Origin of the sequence: Streptomyces sp. CB01635, assembly GCF_002803065.1 — a bacterium.
Lineage (GTDB): Bacteria > Actinomycetota > Actinomycetes > Streptomycetales > Streptomycetaceae > Streptomyces.
This window is the reverse complement of record NZ_NNBL01000010.1, coordinates 16,192-37,864: the sequence shown is the minus strand read 5'-3', so window position 1 is coordinate 37,864 and position 21,673 is coordinate 16,192. Positions and strand designations below refer to the sequence as shown.

The window sequence follows — 21,673 nt, the reverse complement described above, 5'->3', positions numbered from 1 at the left end:
CTAGCGCTCGAAGCCCAGCCCCTCCCCCGTGAGCCCGACCCGGATCCCGTCCTTCTCGACCTTCACGTCGCTCAGCCGGACGTCGCCCATCCCGTCGCCCGGCAGTTTCGGCAGGCGGAACGCCAGGGAGAGGCGGTCGGCGAGTTCGGGGCGGGTGAGCCGGGTGAGGCCCTGGAGCAGCGCCGGGTCGAGGCCGAACTTCTTCAGGAGCGCCGGGTGCGCGAGCGCGAGGTCGACCAGGTTCAGGGACATCAGCTGGTGCACGAAGCGCGGTGAGCCGGTGAGTTCGCTCAGGCGCCGGTCGCTGCGCAGCGCCGCGCGTACGGCCGAGTCGGGCACGCCGAGCCGGTGCACGAGCGACGGCACGGACAGCAGGGCCTTCGCCTTGGCGGTCTCGGTCGCGAGGCGCGTCACCGAGCGGCGGCTCAGGTGCAGGCCCTCGGACGGGCGGGTGCCGGGCCGGTACGTGGCGAGGTCGCCGATGTCGAGCCGCATGCCGCCGATGTCGGTGGCGATGCCGGTGTCACCGATGCGCCGGATCGTGGCGTCGGCGCGCACCCTCAGGTCGTGTCCGGCGACGGGCAGCGTGCCGCGCGCGAGGACCCGGTCGCGGCCCTGTCCGCTGAACGCGACCTGGGAGGCGCCGAGTTCGCGGTTCAGGTCGTCGAAGGTGAGCAGGACCTCGCCGGTCATGCCGCCGATGCGGGCGCCGCGCACATCGGTGAGTCCGTCGCCGTCGATCGTCACGTCGCGGATGGTCGCGGAGACCTTGGCGAGGGAGACGCGGCTCGCGGCGACGTCGGGGACGGTCACCTTCACCTCGTCCAGGCGCCGGTCGGCGAGCTGCGTGAGGAACGGGAAGCCCTCGATGTCGACCTCGGGCGCGGCGCTCAGGTGCAGCTGGTCCTTGAGCCGGTCGGCGGCGCGGTGCTCGGCGTAGAGGAGAGCCCAGCGGTCTGCGAGGGTGAGGAAGGCGGCGAGGACGAGGATCCCGACGACCGCCTTCGTGGCGAGCGGGAGTCCGGCGAACCGGTTGCGGCGGCGGCTGCCGCGGCGGTGGTTGGGCCTGGACCAGGGCTGGTCGTCAGGCCCTGCCTCGGGGTCCTCCTCGTGGAGGAACTCGTCGAGCGGGTTGTCCGCGAGGGCGCCCAGCTCGTCGTAGGGATTCGGCGGAGCGGTGCCGGACGGAGCGGTGCGTGATGAAACAGTGTCGGACGGAACGGATTCCTCCGTCCACGCATCTGACGGGTCGGTGGACATGGCTATGCGGTGGGGGGAACGCATCGTGAGATTTCACCATACGAACCGACCCCACCGCTAAGCTTTACTCCCAGTAAGCACCGGTTTCAGCCGTCCACCGGACCGTGCGATACGTCACTTCAGGATCGTCACAACCCTCACATAACAGCCATCACTTCACGATCGTGATCCGGTCCGCCTTCGGGGGCGCGATCGGCGACGTGGCCGACGAGTTGGCCGTCAGATAGTCGTTGAACGCCTTCAGGTCGTCGCTGCCGACCAGCGGGTTCTTGCCCTGGCCGAGCGCCGCGAAGCCGTCGCCGCCGCCCGCGAGGAACGAGTTCATCGCGACGCGGTAGGTCGCCGCCGGATCGATCGCGGCGCCGTTCAGCCTGATGGAGTCGACGACGACCCGGGCCGCGCCCGCCTTCGTCATGTCGAGCGTGTACGTCAGGCCCGCCGACGGCTGGAGGATCTTCGGCGAGGACTCGTTGGAACCGCTGACCTGCTGCTGGAGCGCGGCGATGACCTGCGCGCCGGTCAGGTCGGCCAGGTTCACGGTGTTGCTGAAGGGCTGCACGGTGAAGCCCTCGCCGTAGGTGACGACGCCGTCGCCCTCGCTGCCGCTCGCCTTGTACACGAGGTCGGAGCGCACGCCGCCGGGGTTCATCAGGGCCAGCGAGGTTTTCGGGTCGAGGGACTTGGCGTGCGCGAGCTGCGCGTCCGCGATCAGATCGCCGAGCGGCGCCTCCGGCGAGGCGGCGCCGCGGCCCGGGATGTCCGCCGAGATGTATCCGACGGGCTGGCCCGCGACGGGCGCGGCCATCTTGTTCCAGCGGCCGATGAGCGCGGTCATGTCGGCGGCCTTCGGCTGTGTGCGGCTCACCACGTGGTTGGCCGACTTCACCGACGTACGCACGATGTCCTTGGTGCGGCGGTCGTACGTCAGCGTCGTGTCCGTGTAGAGCTTCCCGTACGAGGACGCCGAAGTGACCATGCGGGGCTTGCCGGACGGGTCGGGGATCGTGCAGACGTACGCGTTGTGCGTGTGACCGGTGACCAGCGCGTCGACCTTCGGCGAGATGCCCTTGGCGATGTCGACGATCGGGCCGGAGATGCCCGCGCCGCCGCTCGGGGAGTCGCAGTCGTAGTTGTACGAGCCGGAGGCCGGCACGCCTCCCTCGTGGATGAGCGTGACGATCGACTTCACGCCCTGCTTGTCGAGGATCTTGGCGTACTTGTTGACGGTCTCGATCTCGTCGTGGAACTTCAGGCCCTTGACGCCGTCCGCGGAGACGATGTCGGGGGTGCCCTCAAGGGTCACGCCGATGAACCCGATCTTCACGCCGTTGTGCTTCCACACCCAGTAGGGGGCGAGGATCGGCTTGCCGGTCTTCTCGTTCGTCACATTGGCGGCGAGGTAGGGGTAGTCGGCGCCCTTGAACTTCTTGCCGTCCTCGAAACAGCCGTCCTTGGGGTGGCAGCCGCCGTTCTGCATGCGCGCCAGCTCCGTGGCGCCCTCGTCGAACTCGTGGTTGCCCACGCTCGTGACGTCCAGGTCGAGCTTGTTCATCGCCTCGACGGTGGGCTCGTCGTGGAAGAGCCCCGACAGCAGCGGGCTGGCCCCGATCAGGTCGCCGGCCGCGGCGGTGACGCTGTACGGGTGGCTCTTCCTGGCCGTCCGCAGGGACGTCGCGAGGTACTCGACGCCGCCCGCGTCGACCTTCCTCGTCGTGCCGTCCGGCAGGTTCTCCGTGACCTGGCCCGAGGAGCCGGCCGGCGGCTCCAGGTTGCCGTGGAAGTCGTTGAAGGAGAGCAGCTGCACGTCGACCGTGCGGCGGTGCTCGTCCCCGTGGTGCCGGTCCTGCGTGGCGTTCGCGGGCAGCGCCGCGACGAGCGCGCCGACGGTGGCGAACCCGGCCGCGGCGGCGAGTAGCCGCGATGCGGCGCGGCGCCCGGGCCTGTGCGGTGTCAGCGGAGTCATGGGTACGTCCCCCTGTGTGGGTGCTGTGAGGCGGCGGTGGTGGCGGTGTGCCGTGACCAAGTCGGCAGCCTAGGGTCAACGCGCGTAGCACAACAGGTGTTTGCCGGTTACGGGCTGGTTGCCATCACCCGCCGCAAGCCCGGCACGGGCCCGTCGCCGTACCCTCTTGTGCATGACCAGCGATGCCGTGCCCACCGCCCCCGACCGCCAGATCGAGACGCTCACCGCCCTCACTCCCGACCAGGCGGAAGCCGTCCTGGAGATCCTCGTCGACGCCGCCCGTGCCGACGGGCAGCAGGCGGTGTCGGAGCAGGGCAGGCTGCAACTGCGCGGCGGCCCCAGGGAGGGCGTGCGCCACTTCCTGCTGAAGGTCGACCGCCAGCTGATCGGGTACGGCCAGCTGGAGGACACCGACCCGATCGAGGCGCCGGCCGCCGAACTCGTCGTGCACCCCGCGCACCGTGGGCACGGGCACGGGCGGGCGCTCGGCTCGGCGCTGCTCGGCGCGTCCGGCAAGCGGCTGCGGGTCTGGGCGCACGGCGGCCACTCGGCGGCCCGGCACCTCTCGCAGGTCCTCGGCCTGACCCTGTTCCGTGAACTGCGCCAGATGCGGCGCCCATTGGCCGAGGGGCCCCCGCTCGCCGAGCCGGTGCTGCCCGAGGGCGTCGCCATCCGGACCTTCGTGCCCGGCGAGGACGACGCGGCCTGGCTCGCGGTGAACGCGGCGGCGTTCGCCCACCACCCCGAGCAGGGCTCGCTGACCCAGCGCGACCTGGACGACCGCAAGGCCGAGCCGTGGTTCGACCCGGCCGGCTTCTTCCTCGCCGTACGGGAGGGCGACGGCGAGGTCATCGGCTTCCACTGGACCAAGGTCCACGCGGAGGAGCAGCTCGGCGAGGTGTACGTCGTCGGGGTCGCACCCGGCAACCAGGGCGGCGGCCTCGGCAAGGCGCTCACGGCGGTGGGCCTGCGGCATCTGGCGGCGTCGGGCATGCCGACGGCGATGCTCTACGTGGACGCCGACAACAAGCCGGCGGTCACGGTCTACGAGCGCCTCGGCTTCGTCACGCACGAGACGGACCTGATGTACCGCACGGAGTCGTAGCCGGTCGCAGCACAACGGTCACAGAACAACAGAACACGGGCGAGCAGCACCCGAGGGGCAGTCGTCACTTGACACTGCCCCTCCCTTGCACCACCCTTTCACTACTTGATTAGTGAAAGGGTGGTGTTGAAGAACGTGGTCGAGTACCGGATCGACCGGCGCAGCGGCGTCGCCACCTATCTGCAGATCGTCCAGCAGACCCAGCAGGCCCTGCGCCTCGGCCTGCTGGCGCCCGGCGACAAGCTGCCCACGGCCCGCGAGGTCGTCGAAGCCACCGCGATCAACCCGAACACCGTGCTCAAGGCGTACCGCGAACTGGAGCGCGAGGGCCTGGTCGAGGCCCGCCGCGGTCTCGGCACGTTCGTCCGCAGGACGCTCGGCGCGGCGTCCCCGGCCGATTCCCCGCTGCGGGCCGAACTCGCGGACTGGGCCCGCCGCGCCCGCGCCGCGGGCCTCGACCGCGAGGACGCGGCCGCCCTGTTCGGCGCCGTACTGGACGAAAACTTCCCGAAGGGGGAACAGTGAGTTCCACCAGCACCACCCCGGCCGTCGCCATCGAGGCGACAGGGCTCGGCAAGCGCTACGGCCGTCACGGCCACGCCGCGCTCGACCTGTGCTCCTTCCGGCTGCCCGCCGGGCGGATCAGCGCCCTGGTCGGGCCCAACGGGGCGGGAAAGTCCACCCTCCTCGCCATCGCCGCGGGGCTCCTGCGCCCCAGCTCGGGCCACCTCACCGTCCTCGGCGCCGCCCCCGGCGTGCACCGCGACCGCGTCGCCTACCTCTCGCAGGACAAGCCGCTGTACCCGCAGCTCTCCATCGCGGACACCCTGCGCATGGGCGCCGAACTGAACCCGGGCCACTGGGACGCCGCGTACGCCGACAGGATCATCGAGCAGGGCGACCTCGACCCCGCGGCCCGGGTCCGCTCACTCTCCGGCGGACAGCGCACCCGCGTCGCGCTCGCCCTCGCGCTCGGCAAGCGCCCCCAGCTGATGCTCCTCGACGAGCCGATGGCGGACCTCGACCCGCTGGCCCGCCACGAGCTGATGGGCACGCTGATGGCGGACGCCGCCGAACACGGCACCACCATCCTGATGTCGTCGCACATCGTCGCCGAACTGGCCGACGCCTGCGACCACTTGCTGCTCCTGGGCGCCGGCCGCATCCGGCTCGGCGGCGGCATCGACGACCTGACGGCCGCGCACAGCCTGGTCACCGGGCGCGGCTCGGTCGCCGACCTCGCTCCGCACACCGTGGTCGAGTCCCGCGCCGCCGGCCGCGGACTGACCGCCCTGATCCGCCGCGACGGACCGCTCGACAGCGCGTGGGAGGCGCAGGAGCCGTCCATGGAGGAGCTGATCCTCGCCCATCTGCGCAACCCCGGCGCCCCGGCGCTGATCACCCCGGGCACGGCCGCGTCCGCCGTGGCGGTGACGGCATGACGACACTCATCGACAACGCGGGCAACACCACCGGCCGCCCCGCCGCGCGCCGCACCCTCCCCGGCCCCGACGGCCTCGTCTGGACCGTGCTGCGCCTGCACCGCACCGCGCTGTGGGTGTGGACGGCGTATGTCGTCATCACCGCGGGCCTGCTGCTGTGGCTGTGGGGACCTGGCGCGAGCGCGGCGCAGAAGGCGTTCGACGTGTTCGGCTACTCCGGGGCGCAGGACAACGCGTACCAGGGGTCGGCCCCGGTCATCCTCATCGGCGGCTCGTTCGACTCGTTCTTCTACGAGCCGTCCTCGCTGATAGGCATCGCCTCGTGCGCGATCGCCGTGTTCGCCGCGGGACCGCTCATCGCGCGCGAACTGGAGCTGGGGACCGCCCAGTTGGCGTGGACCCAGTCCGTGTCGCCCGCCCGCTGGCTGGCCGCGAAGCTGGCCGTCCCCGCGGTGTTCGTCGGCGTCGGCACGGGTCTGATCGTCGTCCTGTACCGGCTCGTGTGGAACGCGCACAACCACCTGCTGGTCGCGGGCATCGGCCCCCGCTCGTTCTACTTCTCCATCGGCCCCGCCACCGTCGCGACCGCCCTGTTCGGCCTCGCGGTCGGCGTGCTCGCCGCCCTCGTCCTGCGCCGTACGCTGCCGGCCCTGGTGGTCGCGGGTGTCGTGCAGCTCCTGGCCGGCGCGCTGCGCGGCAACAACTGGCCGTTCCAGCACTCGCCGTTCTCGCGCCTTCAGCCCGAACTGCCCGTCTACAGCAAGGCGATCACGTCCTCGGGCGCCAAGGTCTCCGACCCCGGCTGCTACCTGAGCCAGAAGTGCCTCGACCGCCACGACATCACCGGCTTCACCCGCACCTACCTCCACTCGCCCGACTACTGGCCCCGCCAGCTCGCGGAGACGGGCATCCTGATCGCCCTGACCGCGCTCGCCGTCGTCGGCGCGTTCCTCGTCCTGCGCAGGTACCAGGCGCGCACGCACCAGCCGAAGAAGGAGACCGCAGCATGAGCACCGCCACCTTCTCCCCCTCGACCGGGCTGACCTGGACCGTGCTGAAGGTGCACCGGCTCGCCCTGTGGCTGTGGGTCGCCTACGTCGCGATCACCGCCGCGATGCTGCTGTGGCTGTGGGGGCCGGGCTTTTCCGGGCTGCACATCGCCGGCAGGTGCGTCGCGGGCGTCACGAACACCTGCACCGTCACGGGCCCTGGAGCGGGCACGTACGAGTACGTGCTCATGCTCACCACGAGCCTGATCACGTTCGTGCCCGCGATCGCGGCCGCCTTCGCGGGCGGGCTGCTCTTCGGCCGCGAGCTGGAGCGCGGCACGGCCGCCCTCGCGTGGACGCAGTCCGTCTCCCCGGCCCGCTGGCTGGCGACGAAGCTCACCGTCCCGGCCGCGTTCCTCGTCGTCGGCACCGGCATCCTCGTGGCGCTGCGCCGCCTGGTGGCGTCGGGGGCGAGCGGCCTCCCCGAGAACCAGTGGTTCACGAACGGCATCTACGGCGTCCTCGGCCCGACCGCCGTCGCGCTCCCGCTGCTCGGCCTGGCACTCGGTGCCCTGGTGGCGTTCATCTCCCGGCGCGTGATCACGTCGATGTGTGTCTCGCTCGCCCTCACCGGCATCGTGATCACCGCGCTCGGCGAGATCCGGGGCCGCCTGTGGCCCTCCGCCACCGTCACCGGGAATGTCCGCGAGGGCTACCGCGGCTTCACCGGCCTCTTCCTCGACGAGGGCGCGGTCACCGCGAGCGGCGCCCACATCGCCGATCCCCTGTGCCGCGACAGCACGAACTGCCTCGCCCAGCACAATGTCACCGGCTTCTACCGCGAGTTCCAGCCGTCCTCCCACTTCTGGCCGCTCCAGCTCGTCGAAACGGGCATCCTTCTCGGCCTGACGGCACTCACGGTGACGGCGGTCTTCGCCCTCCTGCGCAGGAATCTGCGGCCGTAGGCGGCCTCGGGGCCTGCCGGGGCGTCTGTGGACGTCCCCGGGACGCCCCGCCATGCCCCGCACGTCATGTCGCCGTAACCAACCATTCAGACGGGCTTGCCACCCTCACAGAATGCAGCCCGCCGCGCCCGACCCCACCGGGGCACCGGCGGAGCGCTCCCCGAACGGGAGACTCCGCCTCACGCCCGCGCTCTCCGACGCGCCCATCGTGGTCCAGGCGCGGAAGAATGGGTCCATGAGCCAGCAGAACGCCCAGGACCAGGCCTCCGACCGGCAGGCGCAGCCGTCCGTCGGCTCGATAGCCGCGCACCGCCCGCACACCGTCGCAGGCGGTGACTTCAAACCCGATCTCCCCGAGCTCACGTCCGACATCGACGCCGACCCCGACGAGTTCGAGGACTACAGCGCCGAGCTGCCCCAGGGCCGCTTCCTGGACCGGGAGCGCAGCTGGCTCGCCTTCAACGAGCGCGTGCTCGAACTGGCCGAGGACCCGGACACCCCGCTCCTGGAGCGGGCGAACTTCCTGGCGATCTTCGCGTCGAACCTGGACGAGTTCTTCATGGTCCGCGTGGCCGGACTCAAGCGCCGTATCGCGACGGGCGTCGCCACCCGTTCGGCCTCAGGGCTCCAGCCCCGTGAGGTTCTCGAGCTGATCTGGAACCGCTCGCGCGAGCTCATGGCCCGGCACGCCGCCTGTTTCCAGGAGGACGTCGCCCCCGCGCTCGCCGACGAGGGCATCCACCTGGTGCGCTGGGAGGAGCTCACCGACAAGGAGCAGTCCCGGCTCTTCACGCTGTTCAAGCAGCAGATCTTCCCGGTGCTCACGCCGCTGGCGGTGGACCCCGCGCACCCGTTCCCCTACATCTCCGGCCTGTCCCTGAACCTCGCCGTCGTGGTGCGCAATCCGGTCTCCGGGCACCGCCACTTCGCGCGCGTCAAGGTGCCGCCGCTGCTCTCCCGCTTCCTGGAGGCCTCGCCGCAGCGCTACGTCCCCATCGAGGACGTCATCTCGGCGCCCAAGCACCTGGGCGAACTGTTCCCCGGCATGGAGGTCCTGGAGCACCACATGTTCCGGCTGACCCGGAACGAGGACCTGGAGGTCGAGGAGGACGACACCGAGAACCTCCTCAAGGCGCTGGAGAAGGAGCTCATGCGGCGCCGCTTCGGCCCGCCGGTGCGGCTCGAGGTCGAGGAGACCATCGACCGCTACGTCCTCGACCTCCTCGTGCGCGAGCTGAAGATCAGCGAGTCCGAGGTGTACCCGCTGCCGGGCCCCCTGGACCTCACGGGCCTCTTCGGCATCTCGAGCCTCGACCGGCCCGAGCTGAAGTACCCCAAGTTCATCGCGGGCACCCACCGCGACCTGGCCGAGGTCGAGTCCGCGTCCGCGCCCGACATCTTCGCCGCCCTGCGCGAGCGGGACGTGCTGCTCCACCACCCGTACGACTCGTTCTCCACGTCCGTGCAGGCGTTCCTGGAGCAGGCCGCCTCGGACCCGGACGTCCTCGCGATCAAGCAGACGCTGTACCGGACCTCGGGCGACTCGCCGATCGTCGACGCGCTGATAGACGCCGCGGAGTCCGGCAAGCAGGTCCTCGTCCTCGTCGAGATCAAGGCCCGCTTCGACGAGCAGGCCAACATCAAGTGGGCGCGCAAGCTGGAGGAGGCCGGCTGCCATGTCGTATACGGCCTCGTCGGCCTGAAGACGCACTGCAAGCTGTCGCTCGTCGTGCGCCAGGAGGGCGACACGCTGCGGCGCTACTGCCACGTCGGCACGGGCAACTACCACCCGAAGACGGCCCGCCTCTACGAGGACCTGGGCCTGCTCACCGCCGACTCGCAGGTGGGCGCCGACCTCTCCGACCTCTTCAACCGGCTGTCGGGCTACTCGCGCCGCGAGACGTACCGCCGTCTCCTCGTCGCCCCCAAGTCCCTTCGCGACGGCCTCATTTCGAGGATCAACAACGAGGTCCAGCACCACCGCGCCGGCCGCCCCGCCTACGTCCGCTTCAAGGTCAACTCGATGGTCGACGAGGCCGTCATCGACGCGATGTACCGGGCGGCGCAGGCCGGCGTACCCGTCGACGTGTGGGTCCGCGGCATCTGCGCCGTGCGGCCGGGCGTCGCGGGCCTGTCGGAGAACATCCGCGTACGGTCCGTGCTCGGCCGCTTCCTGGAGCACTCCCGGGTCTTCGCCTTCGGCAACGGCGGCGAGCCCGAGGTCTGGTTCGGCAGCGCGGACATGATGCACCGCAACCTCGACCGCCGCATCGAGGCCCTGGTCCGGGTCTCCGACCCGGCTCACCGCGGCGCCCTGAACCGGCTCCTGGAGACGGGGATGTCCGACACCACCGCCTCCTGGCATCTGGGACCGGACGGGAACTGGGTCCGGCACGCCAAGGACGCGGAGGGCCGGCCCCTGCGGAACGTACAGGAGATGCTCATAGACGCCCGGAGGCGCCGGCGTGGCACAGCAACACCTTGAGACAACGGGAGCCGAGGGTTCCGCGGGCGAGGTCGTCGCGGCCCATCTGCGCGAGCAGGCCACGGAGTTCCTGCGCTCCCTGCGGCAGCACCGCGAGAGCGGCGGCGCCGCACCCGGGGGAACCGCCGAGGAGGCGGCCGACGCGGCGCGCGCCCTGCGCCGCTCGGCCCGTCGCATCAGCGGCACGCTCCACACGTTCCGTCCCCTCCTCGATCCCGAGTGGTCCGACGCACTGCGCCCCGAACTGGCGTGGCTGTCGGGCACGCTGGCGCAGGAACACGCGTACGCGGGCCGCCTGGAGCGCCTGCTCTCCGCGCTGCACCGGCTCTCCGGCGCGCACGCGGTCCCGGCCCAGGCCCCCGCGGCTCTCGCCGGGCGGGTGAGCACGGCCCAGCTGCCGCGCAACGAGAACACGGCCTCGGGGAATCTGACCGTGGGCGCGGCGAAGGCGGGGGCCCTCCTGGAGCGCCAGCTGACCCTGGCCCGGACCCGAGCCCACTCGACGGCACTGCAAGCACTCGGCTCGTCCCGCTTCCACGCGGTCGCGGACAACGTCGCCGTACTCGCCAGCGAGGTCCCGCTGCGCGCCGCCCCGGCCGACCTCGACGCGCTGGCCGCCACCGCGGAGTCCCGCCTCGCCGAGGCCGTCGCCGCGCTCCCCCTCCACCGGGCGGGCCACCCCTACAACGCGGAGGCACTCGTCCAGGGCCTCACCGCCGACACGGCGCCCCCGTCCCAGGACGCGCCCTGGCACCACGTACGCCTCCTGCTGCGGCTGCACCGCTATGCCCAGGAGGTCGTGCCGTGCGGACCCGGCGGCGGGCCGACCGACGCGGAGACCGAGGCGGCCGCCGCGCTCGACCGGCACCGGGACGCCGCCGAGGCCGCGGCCGCCGCGGCCCACGCGGCCCGCACCCCGCGCATCGCCCCGGCGACGGCCTACGCGCTCGGCGTCCTGCACGCCGACCAGCGCCACGAGGTGGAAGCGGCCCGTTTCGCGTTCCAGCGGGCCTGGCTGAAGGAGACGGTCCACACCACATGAGCAGCGGCGACGACACGATCCACGCGGCCGGCTGCGTGCTGTGGCGCCGCTCCTCCCACGACGACGTTCCCCAAGCTCTCCACTTCGATAGAGCAGGGGATGCCCCCATCGAAATCTGCCTCGTGCACCGGCCCAAGTACGACGACTGGTCGCACCCCAAGGGCAAGCTGAAGCGCGGCGAGGAGGCCCTCGCGGCCGCGCTGCGCGAGGTGGCGGAGGAGACCGGCTTCCAGTGCGCTCCCGGCGCCCGCCTCCCCACCACCCGCTACATCGCGAAGGGCCGGCCCAAGCGGGTCGACTACTGGGCCGCCGAGGCGACGGACGGCGGGTTCACGCCGAACCGCGAGGTCGACCGCGTCACCTGGCTCGCCCCGGCCGCCGCCCGTCACCGTCTGTCCCAGCCCCGCGACAAGACGCTCGTCGACGCGCTGCTCGACGCCCTCCACCTGGCATAGTCGCAATAAGTATCCGCGCCATCACAAAACGTCACACATTACCTCACCGCACCGACCGCCGAGGTTCACCCGCCGTTCACTCATGCCCATCGGTCGCTTCACCTGTCCTGCCTAATTTCGGCCTTACACGGTGCGAGTCGCCCACAAGGGCGAACACCGCACCGCCTACCTGGAACGAACAGACTTCGCACGCCGTCCCGGATCTCCGACCGGCGGCTCCTGGAAGGAACATCCGAAAGTGAAGCTTCAGCGCAAGAACCGGCTCCGCGCCCTCTCCCTCGGCGCCATCGCCGTCTCCGGCGCCCTGGCCCTCACGGCGTGCGGCTCGGACGACACGAGTGCCAACGGCGGTTCGAGCAGCGGCCCGACGGCCAAGGCCGGCAGCATCAAGTGCGACGACGCCAAGGGCCAGCTCCTCGCGAACGGTTCCTCCGCGCAGGCCAACGCCATCCAGGCCTGGGTCAAGGCGTACACCGCCGAGTGCAAGGACGTTCAGATCAACTACAAGCCCGAGGGTTCGGGCGCCGGTGTCACGGCGTTCACCCAGGGCCAGGTCGCCTTCGCCGGCTCGGACTCCGCGCTGAAGCCCGAAGAGGTCACCGCCTCCAAGAAGGTCTGCTCCGGCGGCCAGGGCATCGACCTCCCGATGGTCGGCGGCCCGATCGCGGTCGGTTACAACGTCCCGGGTGTCGACAACCTGGTCCTGGACGCCAAGACCCTCGCCCAGATCTTCGACGGCAAGATCAGCACCTGGGACGACGCGGCCATCGCCAAGCTGAACCCCAAGGCGAAGCTGCCCAAGACCAAGATCCAGGCGTTCCACCGCTCGGACGAGTCCGGCACCACGGACAACTTCACCAAGTACCTCAAGGCCGCCTCCCCGGCGGACTGGAAGTACTCGGGCGGCAAGGCCTGGCAGGCCAAGGGCGGCCAGTCGGCGCAGGGCTCCTCCGGCCTCGCCCAGCAGGTCAAGCAGACCGCCGGCGCGATCTCCTACTTCGAGCTCTCCTACGCCAAGGACGGCATCAAGACGGTCGACCTCGACACGGGCGCCTCCGCGCCGGTCAAGGCCACCGTCGAGAACGCCACCAAGGCGATCTCCGAGGCCAAGACCGTGGGCACCGGCAAGGACCTCGCCCTCGAGCTGAACTACGCGACGAAGGCCGACGGCGCCTACCCGATCACCCTCGTCACCTACGAGATCGTCTGCGACAAGGGCAACAAGGCCGACACCTTCAAGGCCACCAAGTCCTTCCTCACCTACATCGCGAGCCAGGACGGCCAGGACTCCCTGGCGGCCCTCGGCTACGCGCCCATCCCCGCCGAGATCAACGCCAAGGTCCGCGAGACCGTCGCGAGCCTGAGCTGACCCAGTGTGCGGCCCGTCCCCGATCGGGGGCGGGCCGCACCGTCCGGTGCATCGCCGCCTGGAGCCGCCCGACCGCGGCTCCGCAGACCGGAGAACCCCATGGATATATCCACGAAGACGACTGCTCCACCCACCCCCGCCGACCCGCCCACGCTGCAAAAGCGCGCGGCCCGCGGCGCCACCCGCCCCGGTGACCGGATCTTCCTCGGTCTCTCGCGCGGCTCCGGCATCCTGCTTCTGGTGATCATGGCCGCCATCGCGGCCTTCCTCACCTACCGCGCCTCGTTGGTGCTGTCCAAGAACGACGGCAACTTCCTCACGACCTTCGAGTGGAACGCCAACGCCACCCCGCCGGTCTTCGGCATCGCGGTCCTCGCCTTCGGCACGGTCGTGTCCTCGGTCATCGCCATGGCGATCGCCGTCCCGATCGCTGTCGGCATCGCGCTGTTCATCACGCACTACGCGCCGAAGAAGATCGGCGGCGTGATCGCGTACGTCGTCGACCTGCTCGCCGCCGTACCGTCCATCGTGTACGGCCTGTGGGGCGCCCTCTTCCTGGTGCCGCACCTCACCGGCTTCTACAGCTGGCTCAACGACTACTTCGGCTGGACCGGCATCCTCGAGTGGCAGGGCGGCGCCCCGCGCACCCTCCTCGCCGTCGGCATCCTGCTCGCGATCATGATCCTCCCGATCATCACGAACGTCAGCCGTGAAGTCTTCCGGCAGGCGCCCCTGATGCACCAGGAGGCCGCACTCGCGCTCGGCGCCACCCGCTGGGAAGTCATCCGCATGTCGGTGATCCCCTTCGGCCGCTCCGGCGTCATCTCCGCCTCGATGCTCGGCCTCGGCCGCGCGCTCGGCGAGACCATGGCCGTCGCCACGGTCCTCTCCCCCAGCTTCGAGATCAACGCCAGCCTGCTCGACCCGGGCGGCGGCACCTTCGCGCAGAACATCGCCGCGAAGTTCAGCGAGGCCACCGAGCAGGGCCGTGACGCGCTCATCGCCTCCGGTCTGGTCCTGTTCGTCATCACGCTGGTCGTGAACGGTGCGGCCCGCGCGATCATCGCCCGCCGCAAGGAGTACTCGGGGGCCAACGCATGAGCAACGCAACCGTCACCCCGCCGGCCCCCGGCACCAACTCCCTCAGCGCCGCGCGCCTGCCGCGCTGGGCCCCGTACGCCATCGCCGTCGGCGCCGTCGCGGTCGGCTGCGCGATCGGCCTGGGCGCCGGACTCGACAGCCAGATCCAGTGGGGTCTGATCGCCGCGGTCCTGTTCGTGCTCGGCACGTACGGCATCGCCACCGCCGTCGAGGGCAAGCGCCAGGCCAAGGACCGCGTCGCGACCAGCGTCGTCTGGGTCGCCTTCATCCTCGCCGTGATCCCGCTGGTCTCCCTGATCTGGGAGACCGTCTCGCGCGGCGTGAAGGTCCTGGACGTCTTCTTCCTGACGCACTCGATGGGCGTCGTCACCGACTACGAGCCGGGCGGCGGCATCTACCACGCCATCATCGGCACCCTGGAGCAGGTCGGCCTCGCCACCCTGATCTCCATGCCGATCGGCCTGCTCACCGCGATCTACCTGGTCGAGTACGGCCGGGGCAAGCTCGCCAAGGCGGTCACCTTCTTCGTCGACGTCATGACGGGCATCCCGTCGATCGTCGCGGGCCTGTTCATCCTCAGCTTCTGGATCCTGATCCTCGGCTTCAGCTACTCCGGCTTCGCCGGATCGATGGCGCTGTCCATCCTGATGATCCCGGTCGTCGTCCGCTCCACCGAGGAAATGCTCAAGCTCGTCCCGAACGAGCTGCGCGAGGCCTCCCTCGCGCTCGGCGTACCGAAGTGGCGCACGATCCTCAAGGTCGTCCTGCCGACGTCGATCGGCGGCATCACGACCGGTGTGATGCTGGCCATCGCCCGTATCGCCGGCGAGACCGCGCCCGTACTGCTGCTGGTCTGGGGCAACCCGCTCATCAACACGGACCCGTTCCAGGGACCCCAGTCCTCGCTGCCGCTGTACATCTACCAGCAGTACCAGAACAGCGGCGGCAGCCCGGCGGCGTACGACCGTGCATGGGCGGCGGCTCTCGTCCTCATCGCCTTCATCATGATCCTCAATCTGGTGGCCCGCGGCATCGCCCGCTGGAAGGCCCCCAAGACCGGCCGCTGACGCGGCATCTGGAAGTGAATTAGTTATGGCCAAGCGAATCGACGTCAGCGGCCTCACCGCGTACTACGGCTCCCACAAGGCGATCGAGGACATCTCGATGACCGTGGAGCCCCGCTCCGTGACGGCCTTCATCGGCCCGTCCGGCTGCGGCAAGTCCACCTTCCTGCGCACCCTGAACCGCATGCACGAGGTCACCCCCGGTGGCCGCGTCGAGGGCAAGGTGCTCCTGGACGACGAAGACCTCTACGGCACCCACGTCGACCCGGTCGCCGTGCGCCGCACGGTCGGCATGGTGTTCCAGCGCCCGAACCCGTTCCCCACCATGTCGATCTTCGACAACGTGGCGGCGGGCCTGCGCCTGAACGGCTCGTACAAGAAGAGCGAGCTCGGCGACGTCGTCGAGAAGTCCCTCAAGGGCGCCAACCTCTGGAACGAGGTCAAGGACCGCCTGAACAAGCCCGGCTCCGGCCTCTCCGGCGGCCAGCAGCAGCGTCTGTGCATCGCCCGCGCCATCGCGGTCGAGCCCCAGGTGCTCCTCATGGACGAGCCCTGCTCGGCCCTCGACCCGATCTCGACCCTCGCCATCGAGGACCTGATCGGCGAGCTCAAGGAGCGCTTCACGATCGTCATCGTGACGCACAACATGCAGCAGGCGGCCCGCGTCTCGGACCGCACGGCGTTCTTCAACCTGTCCGCGGTCGGCCAGCCCGGCAAGCTCGTCGAGATCGACGAGACCGAGCGGATCTTCTCCAACCCGTCGGTCCAGGCCACCGAGGACTACATCTCGGGCCGCTTCGGCTAGACACCACCAGCTCCTTGCGGTGCTGCATGGCGGTGCCACCGCAAGGCAAAGGGCCCGCCCCCTGGCTCCCGGGGGGCGGGCCCTCTTTTCGTACGAAGACTGCGTACTAGCCGAAGGCCAGATTCACGATCCAGAAGCTCCCCGCCGCGACCAGCGCCGCGGCCGGCATCGTGATGAACCAGCCCAGGACGATGTTCTTGGCGACGCCCCAGCGGACCGCCTTCACGCGCTTGGTGGCGCCGACGCCCATGATCGCCGAGGTGATGACGTGCGTCGTCGAGATCGGCGCGTGGAACAAAAACGCCGAACCGAACATGATCGACGCACCGGTCGTCTCCGCCGCGAATCCCTGCGGCGGGTCCAGCTCGATGATCTTGCGCCCGAGGGTCCGCATGATGCGCCAGCCACCCGCGTACGTACCGAGGGACAGCATCAGCGCGCAGACGAGCTTGACCCAGACCGGGATCGGGTCGCTGTAGGTCTCGTGCCCGGAGATGACGAGGGCCATCACCACGATGCCCATCGTCTTCTGCGCGTCCTGGAGACCGTGGCCGAGCGCCATGCCGGCCGCCGACACGGTCTGCGCGATACGGAAGCCGCGCTTGGCCTTGTGCGGGTTGGACCGCCGGAACAGCCACAGGATCGCGCACATGACGAGATAGCCGACGATCAGACCGATCACCGGCGAGGTGAGCATCGGGATGACGATCTTGTCGAGCACGCCGGACCAGTAGACGGCCGTCCCGCCGGCGAGCGCCGCGCCGACCATGCCGCCGAACAGCGCGTGCGACGACGAGGACGGCAGGCCGAAGTACCAGGTGACCAGGTTCCAGATGATCGCGCCGACGAGCGCGGCGAAGAGGATGCCCATCCCCTTGCCGCCCTCGGGAGTGGCGATGATCCCCTCACTCACCGTCTTGGCGACGCCGCTTCCCATGAAGGCACCGGCGAGGTTCATCACCGCGGCCATCGCGAGCGCCGCCCGAGGCGTCAGCGCACGCGTGGAGACCGACGTGGCGATGGCGTTCGCCGAGTCGTGAAAGCCGTTCGTATACGTGAATCCGAGCGCGACGCCGATCGTCACGATCAGTGCGAAGGTGTCCATGAGAAGGCCTCAGGACTCCTTGACGGCGATGGTCTCCACCGTGTTCGCCACGTGCTCGAAGGCATCCGCCGCCTCTTCGAGCACATCCACGATCTGCTTGAGCTTCAGGACCTCCATGGCGTCGTACTTGCCATTGAAGAGTTGCGCGAGCAGCTTGCGGTGGATCTGGTCGGCCTGGTTCTCGAGCCGGTTGACCTCGATCCAGTACTCGGTGAGGTTGTCCATGGTCCGCAGGTTCGGCATGGCCTCGGCGGTCAGCACGGCCGCGCGCGCCAGAACCTCGATCTGCTGCTCCACACCCTTGGGAAGCTCTTCGACCTGGTAGAGGACGACGAGGTCGACGGCCTCCTCCATGAAGTCCATGATGTCGTCGAGGGACGACGCGAGCTTGTAGATGTCCTCTCGGTCGAAGGGCGTGATGAACGAGGAGTTCAGCTGGTGGAAAATCGCGTGGGTGGCGTCGTCACCGGCGTGTTCCGCTGCCCGCATCCGCTCCGCGATCTCGGCCCGGGCGGAGGAATCCGCCCCGAGCAGTTCCATCAGGAGTTTCGAGCCCGTGACGATGTTGTCCGCGGATGCGGCAAACATGTCGTAGAAGCTCGTCTCCCTGGGGGTCAGACGAAAGCGCACGTGGGGTCCTCGGGGTGCTTTGGATTCGGTCAGGCTGATGCTAGGCGCATCATCCGGCCACGGCTAACCGGCAATACCCCAGTGTCGCCCATCGGGCACTGTGATGAGCACGGGGTCCCGCGAACCCGTCGGACCCCCTCGAAATTCGGTACCATATACCCACTAGGGGTATACAACGGGAGGACGCGATGACCACGGAAGCGACCGAGATCGTGACCGACCACGACGGCGGGACAGTGACGGACCACGACCGTGGAATCCACGGGTACCACCACCAGAAGGCCGAGCACCTCAAGCGCCTGCGCCGCATCGAGGGCCAGATCCGGGGCCTGCAGCGCATGGTCGACGAGGACGTCTACTGCATCGACATACTCACGCAGGTCTCCGCTTCCACGAAGGCTCTCCAGTCCTTCGCGCTCCAGCTCCTCGAGGAGCACCTGCGCCACTGCGTCGCCGACGCGGCGGTCAAGGGCGGTGAGGAGATCGACGCGAAGGTCGAGGAGGCGACGAAGGCGATCGCCAGGATGCTGCGCACCTGAGACGCCCGGGACGCGCACCGCGCGCCCTGCCCCTGTGACATACGCGACCCGGAGCCGGGGCGCGCCGGACGACCGGCCGCGCCCCTCACGGGTTCAGGACTCCCGGAACCCCTCGCCCCGGGGCCACCGTTCCTCGGCGACCCTCAGCACCTCGTCGATACGGTCCGCACTGAGCCGGTCCTCATCCGCGGCCGAAGCCGCGATGATCAATTCACCGCACAGCTCGATCTCGGCGAGGGCGACGTGGTCATGAACCGCCGTGCCGCCCACCGGAGCCACGTTCATCACCTCTTCCAGCCGTAAGCCGTAGCCGTAACCGACTTCCTAGAGTAGGGAGCGGCCTACGCACTGCGCATGGCACGGACGGACCATTTCCGGACGGCTAATTCTCGGCGATCTTCCCGGCGAAGATGTCCTTTGTGTCGGGAAGTTCGATATTCGCCGTAACCCCGAAGCCGTAGAGCAGAGTGGTGGACGCCACATCGACGACGTCCCTCTTGCCGCCCTGCCCCTTCCCCTTCCCGTTCCCCTTCACCGCAGTCGTCACCTTCGTCGTATTCACGAAGCTGAACCGGTGCCGCACTTTCCTGATCCGGCCCTCGTCGTCGAGGTACACGTCGAACGGCACCTGGTCCTTGGCGAACCCTTTCGCCGCGGCCGTCAGGGACTGCCGGCTGGCCGGGGAGGCGGCGTGGGCGGCGGCCGCCATGTCGACGGTCCCCCGGTAGTGCCGCACGACCGTCCCGGCGAGCTCGCTCTCCCCCACATACGTCACCTTGCGCGCGCCCCGCAGCAGTTCGGCGGCGGCCAGCGGATCCGTGGCCCCGCCCGTGACCAGGTTCCCGTCCGCCATGGACGCCGTCTCGACCCGCACCCACTTGTCGGCGGGCACCCCCGCGCCCCGGTTCTTCATGTACAGCGCGCCGGGCGCGAGGAGCTCGGTGATGGGGCGGTGCTCCTCGGCGCCGGAAGGATCCTGCGGAAGCACCACCTTCAATTGCCCGACGCGCGCCCGGTAGTCGTAGACGCCCTCGCCCCTGATGGTGACGCGGGTGCCGCCGCTCGCCATCTCCATGGACGTACGGGCCTTGGAACTACCCTCCCTGACCAGGCGGTCGGCCGCGTCGTGGACGGCGGCGGCGGAGTCGGCCGGGCTCTCGTTGTCCGCCTCGGCGGCGGCCGAACAGCCGGTGGTGAGGCCCATCACTCCGACCGCCGCGGCCGCTGCGACCGCCCGTGCTGCGCGTCCGTGCTGCACCATCGCCTGTCTGCCCCCAAGCTCTGTCAGTCCGAGCGTCCGCGGCCCCTCTGTCGACCGGATAACGACAGTTGCCTGCACCCGTCACGCGTACCGTTGAGGTGTGGCACAAGAGCAGTCCGAACTCCCCGAAACTCACCAGACGACCACGGCCGAACAAGGCCGTTTCTGCCTGGCCCGCTGCACCTGCGGCTGGCGCGGCCCCTCCCGCAGAGCCCGCTCGAAGGCGAGAAGCGACGCCGAGGAGCACACGGCCCGCCCCTGACCCGACCGCCCGGCGTGGAACCCCGCGCTCCCCAAAGACGTCTCGTACCCCGGGAAACAACGGGAGGCGTCCATGGATCGGCGTACGTTCATCGCAGTCGGCGCGGCCACCGTCACGGCAGGCGCGGCCACGGCATGCAGCACCGGCGCGGCGGGGGCCGGCGGGCGGACCACGCCCAGCGCGACGACCAGCGCGCCCATCCGCGCCACCAGCGCGAGCGCCTCCGCCGCGGCGAACCTCAAGGCACTCGCCAAGGACCTCGACGGTACCCTCGTCACCCCCGGCCAGGCCAAGTGGGCGGCCGCGCGCCAGCTCTACAACACCCGCTTCGACAGCCTGAAGCCGACCGCCGTCGCCTACGTCGCCCACCCCGACGACATCCGCACCACGCTCGCCTACGCGCGGGCGCACCACGTCCCCGTCTCGATCCGCAACGGCGGCCACTCGTACGCGGGCTGGTCGTCCGGCGACGGCCGCCTGATCCTCGACGTGTCCAAGCTCTCCGCGATCAGGGCCTCCGGGAGCGAGGCCGTGGTGGGCGCGGGCGCCAAGCTCATCGACGTGTACCGCGCGCTCGCCGCGAAGGGCGTCACCATCCCGGCCGGCTCCTGCCCCACCGTCGGCGTCTCCGGCCTCGCCCTCGGCGGCGGCCACGGCGTCGTCTCCCGCGCCTACGGCCTGACCTGTGACAGCCTCACCCAGGCCACGCTGATCACGGCGGACGGCAAGCAGGTCGTCGCGAACAAGAGCGAGAACAAGGACCTGTTCTGGGCCCTGCGCGGCGCGGGCAACGGCAACTTCGGCGTGGTCACCGAGCTCCGCTTCCGCACGCACCCCGCCCCGCAGGCCGTCTCCGCGTACATGACCTGGCCCTGGTCGAAGGCCACGGCCGTCCTGAAGGCCTGGCAGGAGTGGGGCCCCTCACAGCCCGACGAGATCTGGTCGTCCTGCCACATAGCCAACGCGGTGGGCGGCCGGCCGACCATCTCGGTCGCCGCGTTCTCCCTCGGCACGTACCGCGAGCTCCAGAACGCCGTCGACCGCCTCGCCGACGGCCCCGGCGGCCCCGGCCCCGCGTCGAACGTCTCGCTCAAGCGGCGCTCCTACGAGGAGTCGATGGAGGTGTACGCGGGCTGCTCGGCGTTCGCCGAGGACACGATGTGCCATCTGCCGGGCACGACCCCGGGGCGCAGCACGCAGGGGGCGCTGGGGCGCGAGACGTACGCGGCCCACTCCGACTTCTTCGACCGCTCCATCTCCTCGGCCGGCATCCGCGCCCTGTTCGCCAAGATGGAGAACGTCACCTCGGGCGCCGGCAGCATCGCGCTGACCGCGCTCGGCGGGGCGATCAACCGCGTCGACCCGACCGCCACCGCGTTCGTGCACCGGCGCTCCCGGATGCTCGCGCAGTACATCGTGTCCTGGCGGGCCGGAACGTCCGGCTCCACGGCCCGCGGCTGGCTCGATTCCACCCACGCGGCGATGCGCCCGTACGCGTCGGGGGCGGCGTACCAGAACTACACGGACCCGACACTGACGAACTGGCGCAAGGCGTACTACGGCGACGCGGCCACACGCCTGGCGACGGTCAAGAAGCAGTACGACCCGAACCGGTTCTTCACGTTCCCGCAAGCACTCTGAGCGCGCCCGATGTGAGCGCGTCCTGATCTGAGCGCGCCCCTGATCCGCGCCTCTGAGGGGCGCGGGGCTGTGACATTCTGCGGCTCCGCCGCGTGGGCACGACAAGCCCCCACCGGACCCGCAGCCGAAAGACCCTCAAGGGGCGCGGGGAACTGCGCAAACGCACGCCCGTTCCAGCGGTAAGCCCACA

The 21,673-nt window shown here is 70.2% G+C and carries 21 protein-coding genes; 15 read left to right on the top strand and 6 right to left on the bottom strand.

All coding sequences use genetic code 11. From position 1 onward, the window contains the following. The gene (locus CG723_RS24415; protein ID WP_234374493.1) at positions 1-1,284 is read right to left on the bottom strand and encodes an LmeA family phospholipid-binding protein; all 1,284 of its coding nucleotides are present in this window, start codon (positions 1,282-1,284) and stop codon (positions 1-3) included. A 127-nt stretch (positions 1,285-1,411) separates the two neighbouring features. Continuing rightward, the gene (locus tag CG723_RS24410) at positions 1,412-3,223 is read right to left on the bottom strand and encodes a bifunctional metallophosphatase/5'-nucleotidase (RefSeq protein ID WP_100595608.1); all 1,812 of its coding nucleotides are present in this window, start codon (positions 3,221-3,223) and stop codon (positions 1,412-1,414) included. Between the two features lie 172 nt (positions 3,224-3,395). Here CG723_RS24410 and mshD point away from each other — a divergent pair, with 172 nt between their 5' ends. The 12 genes from mshD (at position 3,396) to pstB (ending at position 16,045) form a co-directional block, all read left to right on the top strand. Continuing rightward, on the top strand, positions 3,396-4,328 hold the full coding sequence (gene mshD, locus CG723_RS24405) for a mycothiol synthase (protein ID WP_100595607.1): 933 nt from the start codon (positions 3,396-3,398) through the stop codon (positions 4,326-4,328). 135 nt (positions 4,329-4,463) lie between these two features. Continuing rightward, on the top strand, positions 4,464-4,853 hold the full coding sequence (locus tag CG723_RS24400; RefSeq protein WP_100595774.1) for a GntR family transcriptional regulator: 390 nt from the start codon (positions 4,464-4,466) through the stop codon (positions 4,851-4,853). Beyond that, the gene (locus CG723_RS24395; RefSeq protein WP_100595606.1) at positions 4,850-5,770 is read left to right on the top strand and encodes an ABC transporter ATP-binding protein; all 921 of its coding nucleotides are present in this window, start codon (positions 4,850-4,852) and stop codon (positions 5,768-5,770) included. The genes CG723_RS24400 and CG723_RS24395 overlap by 4 nt, the downstream gene beginning before the upstream one ends. Further along, a complete protein-coding gene (locus CG723_RS24390) occupies positions 5,767-6,780 on the top strand; it encodes a hypothetical protein (RefSeq protein WP_100595605.1) in 1,014 nt (337 codons plus the stop codon). Before CG723_RS24395 ends, CG723_RS24390 begins: the two co-directional genes overlap by 4 nt. Continuing rightward, positions 6,777-7,724 carry an ABC transporter permease gene (locus tag CG723_RS24385; protein ID WP_100595604.1) on the top strand — a complete coding sequence of 316 codons (948 nt, stop codon included), beginning with the start codon at positions 6,777-6,779 and terminating at the stop codon, positions 7,722-7,724. Before CG723_RS24390 ends, CG723_RS24385 begins: the two co-directional genes overlap by 4 nt. 112 nt (positions 7,725-7,836) lie before the next feature. After that, positions 7,837-10,209: an RNA degradosome polyphosphate kinase gene (locus tag CG723_RS24380; protein ID WP_199841880.1), complete on the top strand. Its 2,373-nt coding sequence runs from the start codon at positions 7,837-7,839 to the stop codon at positions 10,207-10,209. Next, positions 10,190-11,251, top strand: coding sequence for a CHAD domain-containing protein (locus tag CG723_RS24375; protein ID WP_100595603.1), 1,062 nt, complete (start codon positions 10,190-10,192; stop codon positions 11,249-11,251). Before CG723_RS24380 ends, CG723_RS24375 begins: the two co-directional genes overlap by 20 nt. Then, positions 11,248-11,706 (top strand): NUDIX hydrolase, encoded by a 459-nt coding sequence (locus CG723_RS24370; RefSeq protein ID WP_100595602.1) that lies wholly within the window; start codon positions 11,248-11,250, stop codon positions 11,704-11,706. Before CG723_RS24375 ends, CG723_RS24370 begins: the two co-directional genes overlap by 4 nt. 238 nt (positions 11,707-11,944) lie before the next feature. After that, positions 11,945-13,075, top strand: a complete 1,131-nt coding sequence (gene pstS, locus CG723_RS24365; protein ID WP_100595601.1) for a phosphate ABC transporter substrate-binding protein PstS — start codon at positions 11,945-11,947, stop codon at positions 13,073-13,075. A 99-nt stretch (positions 13,076-13,174) separates the two neighbouring features. Next, positions 13,175-14,176, top strand: coding sequence for a phosphate ABC transporter permease subunit PstC (gene pstC, locus CG723_RS24360; protein WP_100595600.1), 1,002 nt, complete (start codon positions 13,175-13,177; stop codon positions 14,174-14,176). Beyond that, positions 14,173-15,243: a phosphate ABC transporter permease PstA gene (gene pstA / locus CG723_RS24355; RefSeq protein ID WP_100595599.1), complete on the top strand. Its 1,071-nt coding sequence runs from the start codon at positions 14,173-14,175 to the stop codon at positions 15,241-15,243. The genes pstC and pstA overlap by 4 nt, the downstream gene beginning before the upstream one ends. Before the next feature lie 25 nt (positions 15,244-15,268). Next, entirely contained in the window at positions 15,269-16,045 is a 777-nt protein-coding gene (gene pstB / locus CG723_RS24350; RefSeq protein WP_100595598.1) for a phosphate ABC transporter ATP-binding protein PstB, read from the top strand. Positions 16,046-16,151: 106 nt separating this feature from the next. On the opposite strand, the gene CG723_RS24345 is transcribed toward pstB, so the two are convergent. Both CG723_RS24345 and CG723_RS24340 read right to left on the bottom strand, forming a co-directional pair. After that, positions 16,152-17,150 (bottom strand): inorganic phosphate transporter, encoded by a 999-nt coding sequence (locus CG723_RS24345; RefSeq protein ID WP_100595597.1) that lies wholly within the window; start codon positions 17,148-17,150, stop codon positions 16,152-16,154. 9 nt (positions 17,151-17,159) lie between these two features. Next, positions 17,160-17,780, bottom strand: coding sequence for a DUF47 domain-containing protein (locus tag CG723_RS24340; RefSeq protein ID WP_100595596.1), 621 nt, complete (start codon positions 17,778-17,780; stop codon positions 17,160-17,162). Between the two features lie 188 nt (positions 17,781-17,968). Between CG723_RS24340 and CG723_RS24335 the strand changes: the two genes are divergently transcribed. Further along, positions 17,969-18,319, top strand: coding sequence for a metal-sensitive transcriptional regulator (locus CG723_RS24335; RefSeq protein ID WP_100595595.1), 351 nt, complete (start codon positions 17,969-17,971; stop codon positions 18,317-18,319). A 93-nt stretch (positions 18,320-18,412) separates the two neighbouring features. Here CG723_RS24335 and CG723_RS24330 read toward each other — a convergent pair whose 3' ends face one another. Further along, a complete protein-coding gene (locus tag CG723_RS24330) occupies positions 18,413-18,604 on the bottom strand; it encodes a hypothetical protein (protein ID WP_100595594.1) in 192 nt (63 codons plus the stop codon). A gap of 97 nt (positions 18,605-18,701) precedes the next feature. Further along, on the bottom strand, positions 18,702-19,580 hold the full coding sequence (locus tag CG723_RS24325) for a hypothetical protein (protein ID WP_100595593.1): 879 nt from the start codon (positions 19,578-19,580) through the stop codon (positions 18,702-18,704). A 100-nt stretch (positions 19,581-19,680) separates the two neighbouring features. On the opposite strand from CG723_RS24325, the gene CG723_RS47005 reads away from it, so the two are divergent. Further along, positions 19,681-19,842, top strand: a complete 162-nt coding sequence (locus CG723_RS47005; RefSeq protein ID WP_199841879.1) for a hypothetical protein — start codon at positions 19,681-19,683, stop codon at positions 19,840-19,842. Positions 19,843-19,914: 72 nt separating this feature from the next. Then, on the top strand, positions 19,915-21,483 hold the full coding sequence (locus CG723_RS24320) for an FAD-binding oxidoreductase (RefSeq protein ID WP_100595592.1): 1,569 nt from the start codon (positions 19,915-19,917) through the stop codon (positions 21,481-21,483). The last annotated feature ends 190 nt before the right edge of the window (positions 21,484-21,673 follow it).

Bases quoted from the DNA above. Each gene is read 5' to 3' on its own strand.
- CG723_RS24415 (WP_234374493.1), bottom strand. From the start codon at position 1,284: ATGCGTTCCCCCCACCGCATAGCCATGTCCACCGACCCGTCAGATGCG.
- CG723_RS24410 (WP_100595608.1), bottom strand. From the start codon at position 3,223: ATGACTCCGCTGACACCGCACAGGCCCGGGCGCCGCGCCGCATCGCGG.
- mshD (WP_100595607.1), top strand. From the start codon at position 3,396: ATGACCAGCGATGCCGTGCCCACCGCCCCCGACCGCCAGATCGAGACG.
- CG723_RS24390 (WP_100595605.1), top strand. From the start codon at position 5,767: ATGACGACACTCATCGACAACGCGGGCAACACCACCGGCCGCCCCGCC.
- CG723_RS24385 (WP_100595604.1), top strand. From the start codon at position 6,777: ATGAGCACCGCCACCTTCTCCCCCTCGACCGGGCTGACCTGGACCGTG.
- CG723_RS24380 (WP_199841880.1), top strand. From the start codon at position 7,837: ATGCAGCCCGCCGCGCCCGACCCCACCGGGGCACCGGCGGAGCGCTCC.
- CG723_RS24370 (WP_100595602.1), top strand. From the start codon at position 11,248: ATGAGCAGCGGCGACGACACGATCCACGCGGCCGGCTGCGTGCTGTGG.
- pstC (WP_100595600.1), top strand. From the start codon at position 13,175: ATGGATATATCCACGAAGACGACTGCTCCACCCACCCCCGCCGACCCG.
- pstA (WP_100595599.1), top strand. From the start codon at position 14,173: ATGAGCAACGCAACCGTCACCCCGCCGGCCCCCGGCACCAACTCCCTC.
- pstB (WP_100595598.1), top strand. From the start codon at position 15,269: ATGGCCAAGCGAATCGACGTCAGCGGCCTCACCGCGTACTACGGCTCC.
- CG723_RS24345 (WP_100595597.1), bottom strand. From the start codon at position 17,150: ATGGACACCTTCGCACTGATCGTGACGATCGGCGTCGCGCTCGGATTC.
- CG723_RS24335 (WP_100595595.1), top strand. From the start codon at position 17,969: ATGACCACGGAAGCGACCGAGATCGTGACCGACCACGACGGCGGGACA.
- CG723_RS24330 (WP_100595594.1), bottom strand. From the start codon at position 18,604: ATGAACGTGGCTCCGGTGGGCGGCACGGCGGTTCATGACCACGTCGCC.
- CG723_RS24325 (WP_100595593.1), bottom strand. From the start codon at position 19,580: ATGGTGCAGCACGGACGCGCAGCACGGGCGGTCGCAGCGGCCGCGGCG.
- CG723_RS24320 (WP_100595592.1), top strand. From the start codon at position 19,915: ATGGATCGGCGTACGTTCATCGCAGTCGGCGCGGCCACCGTCACGGCA.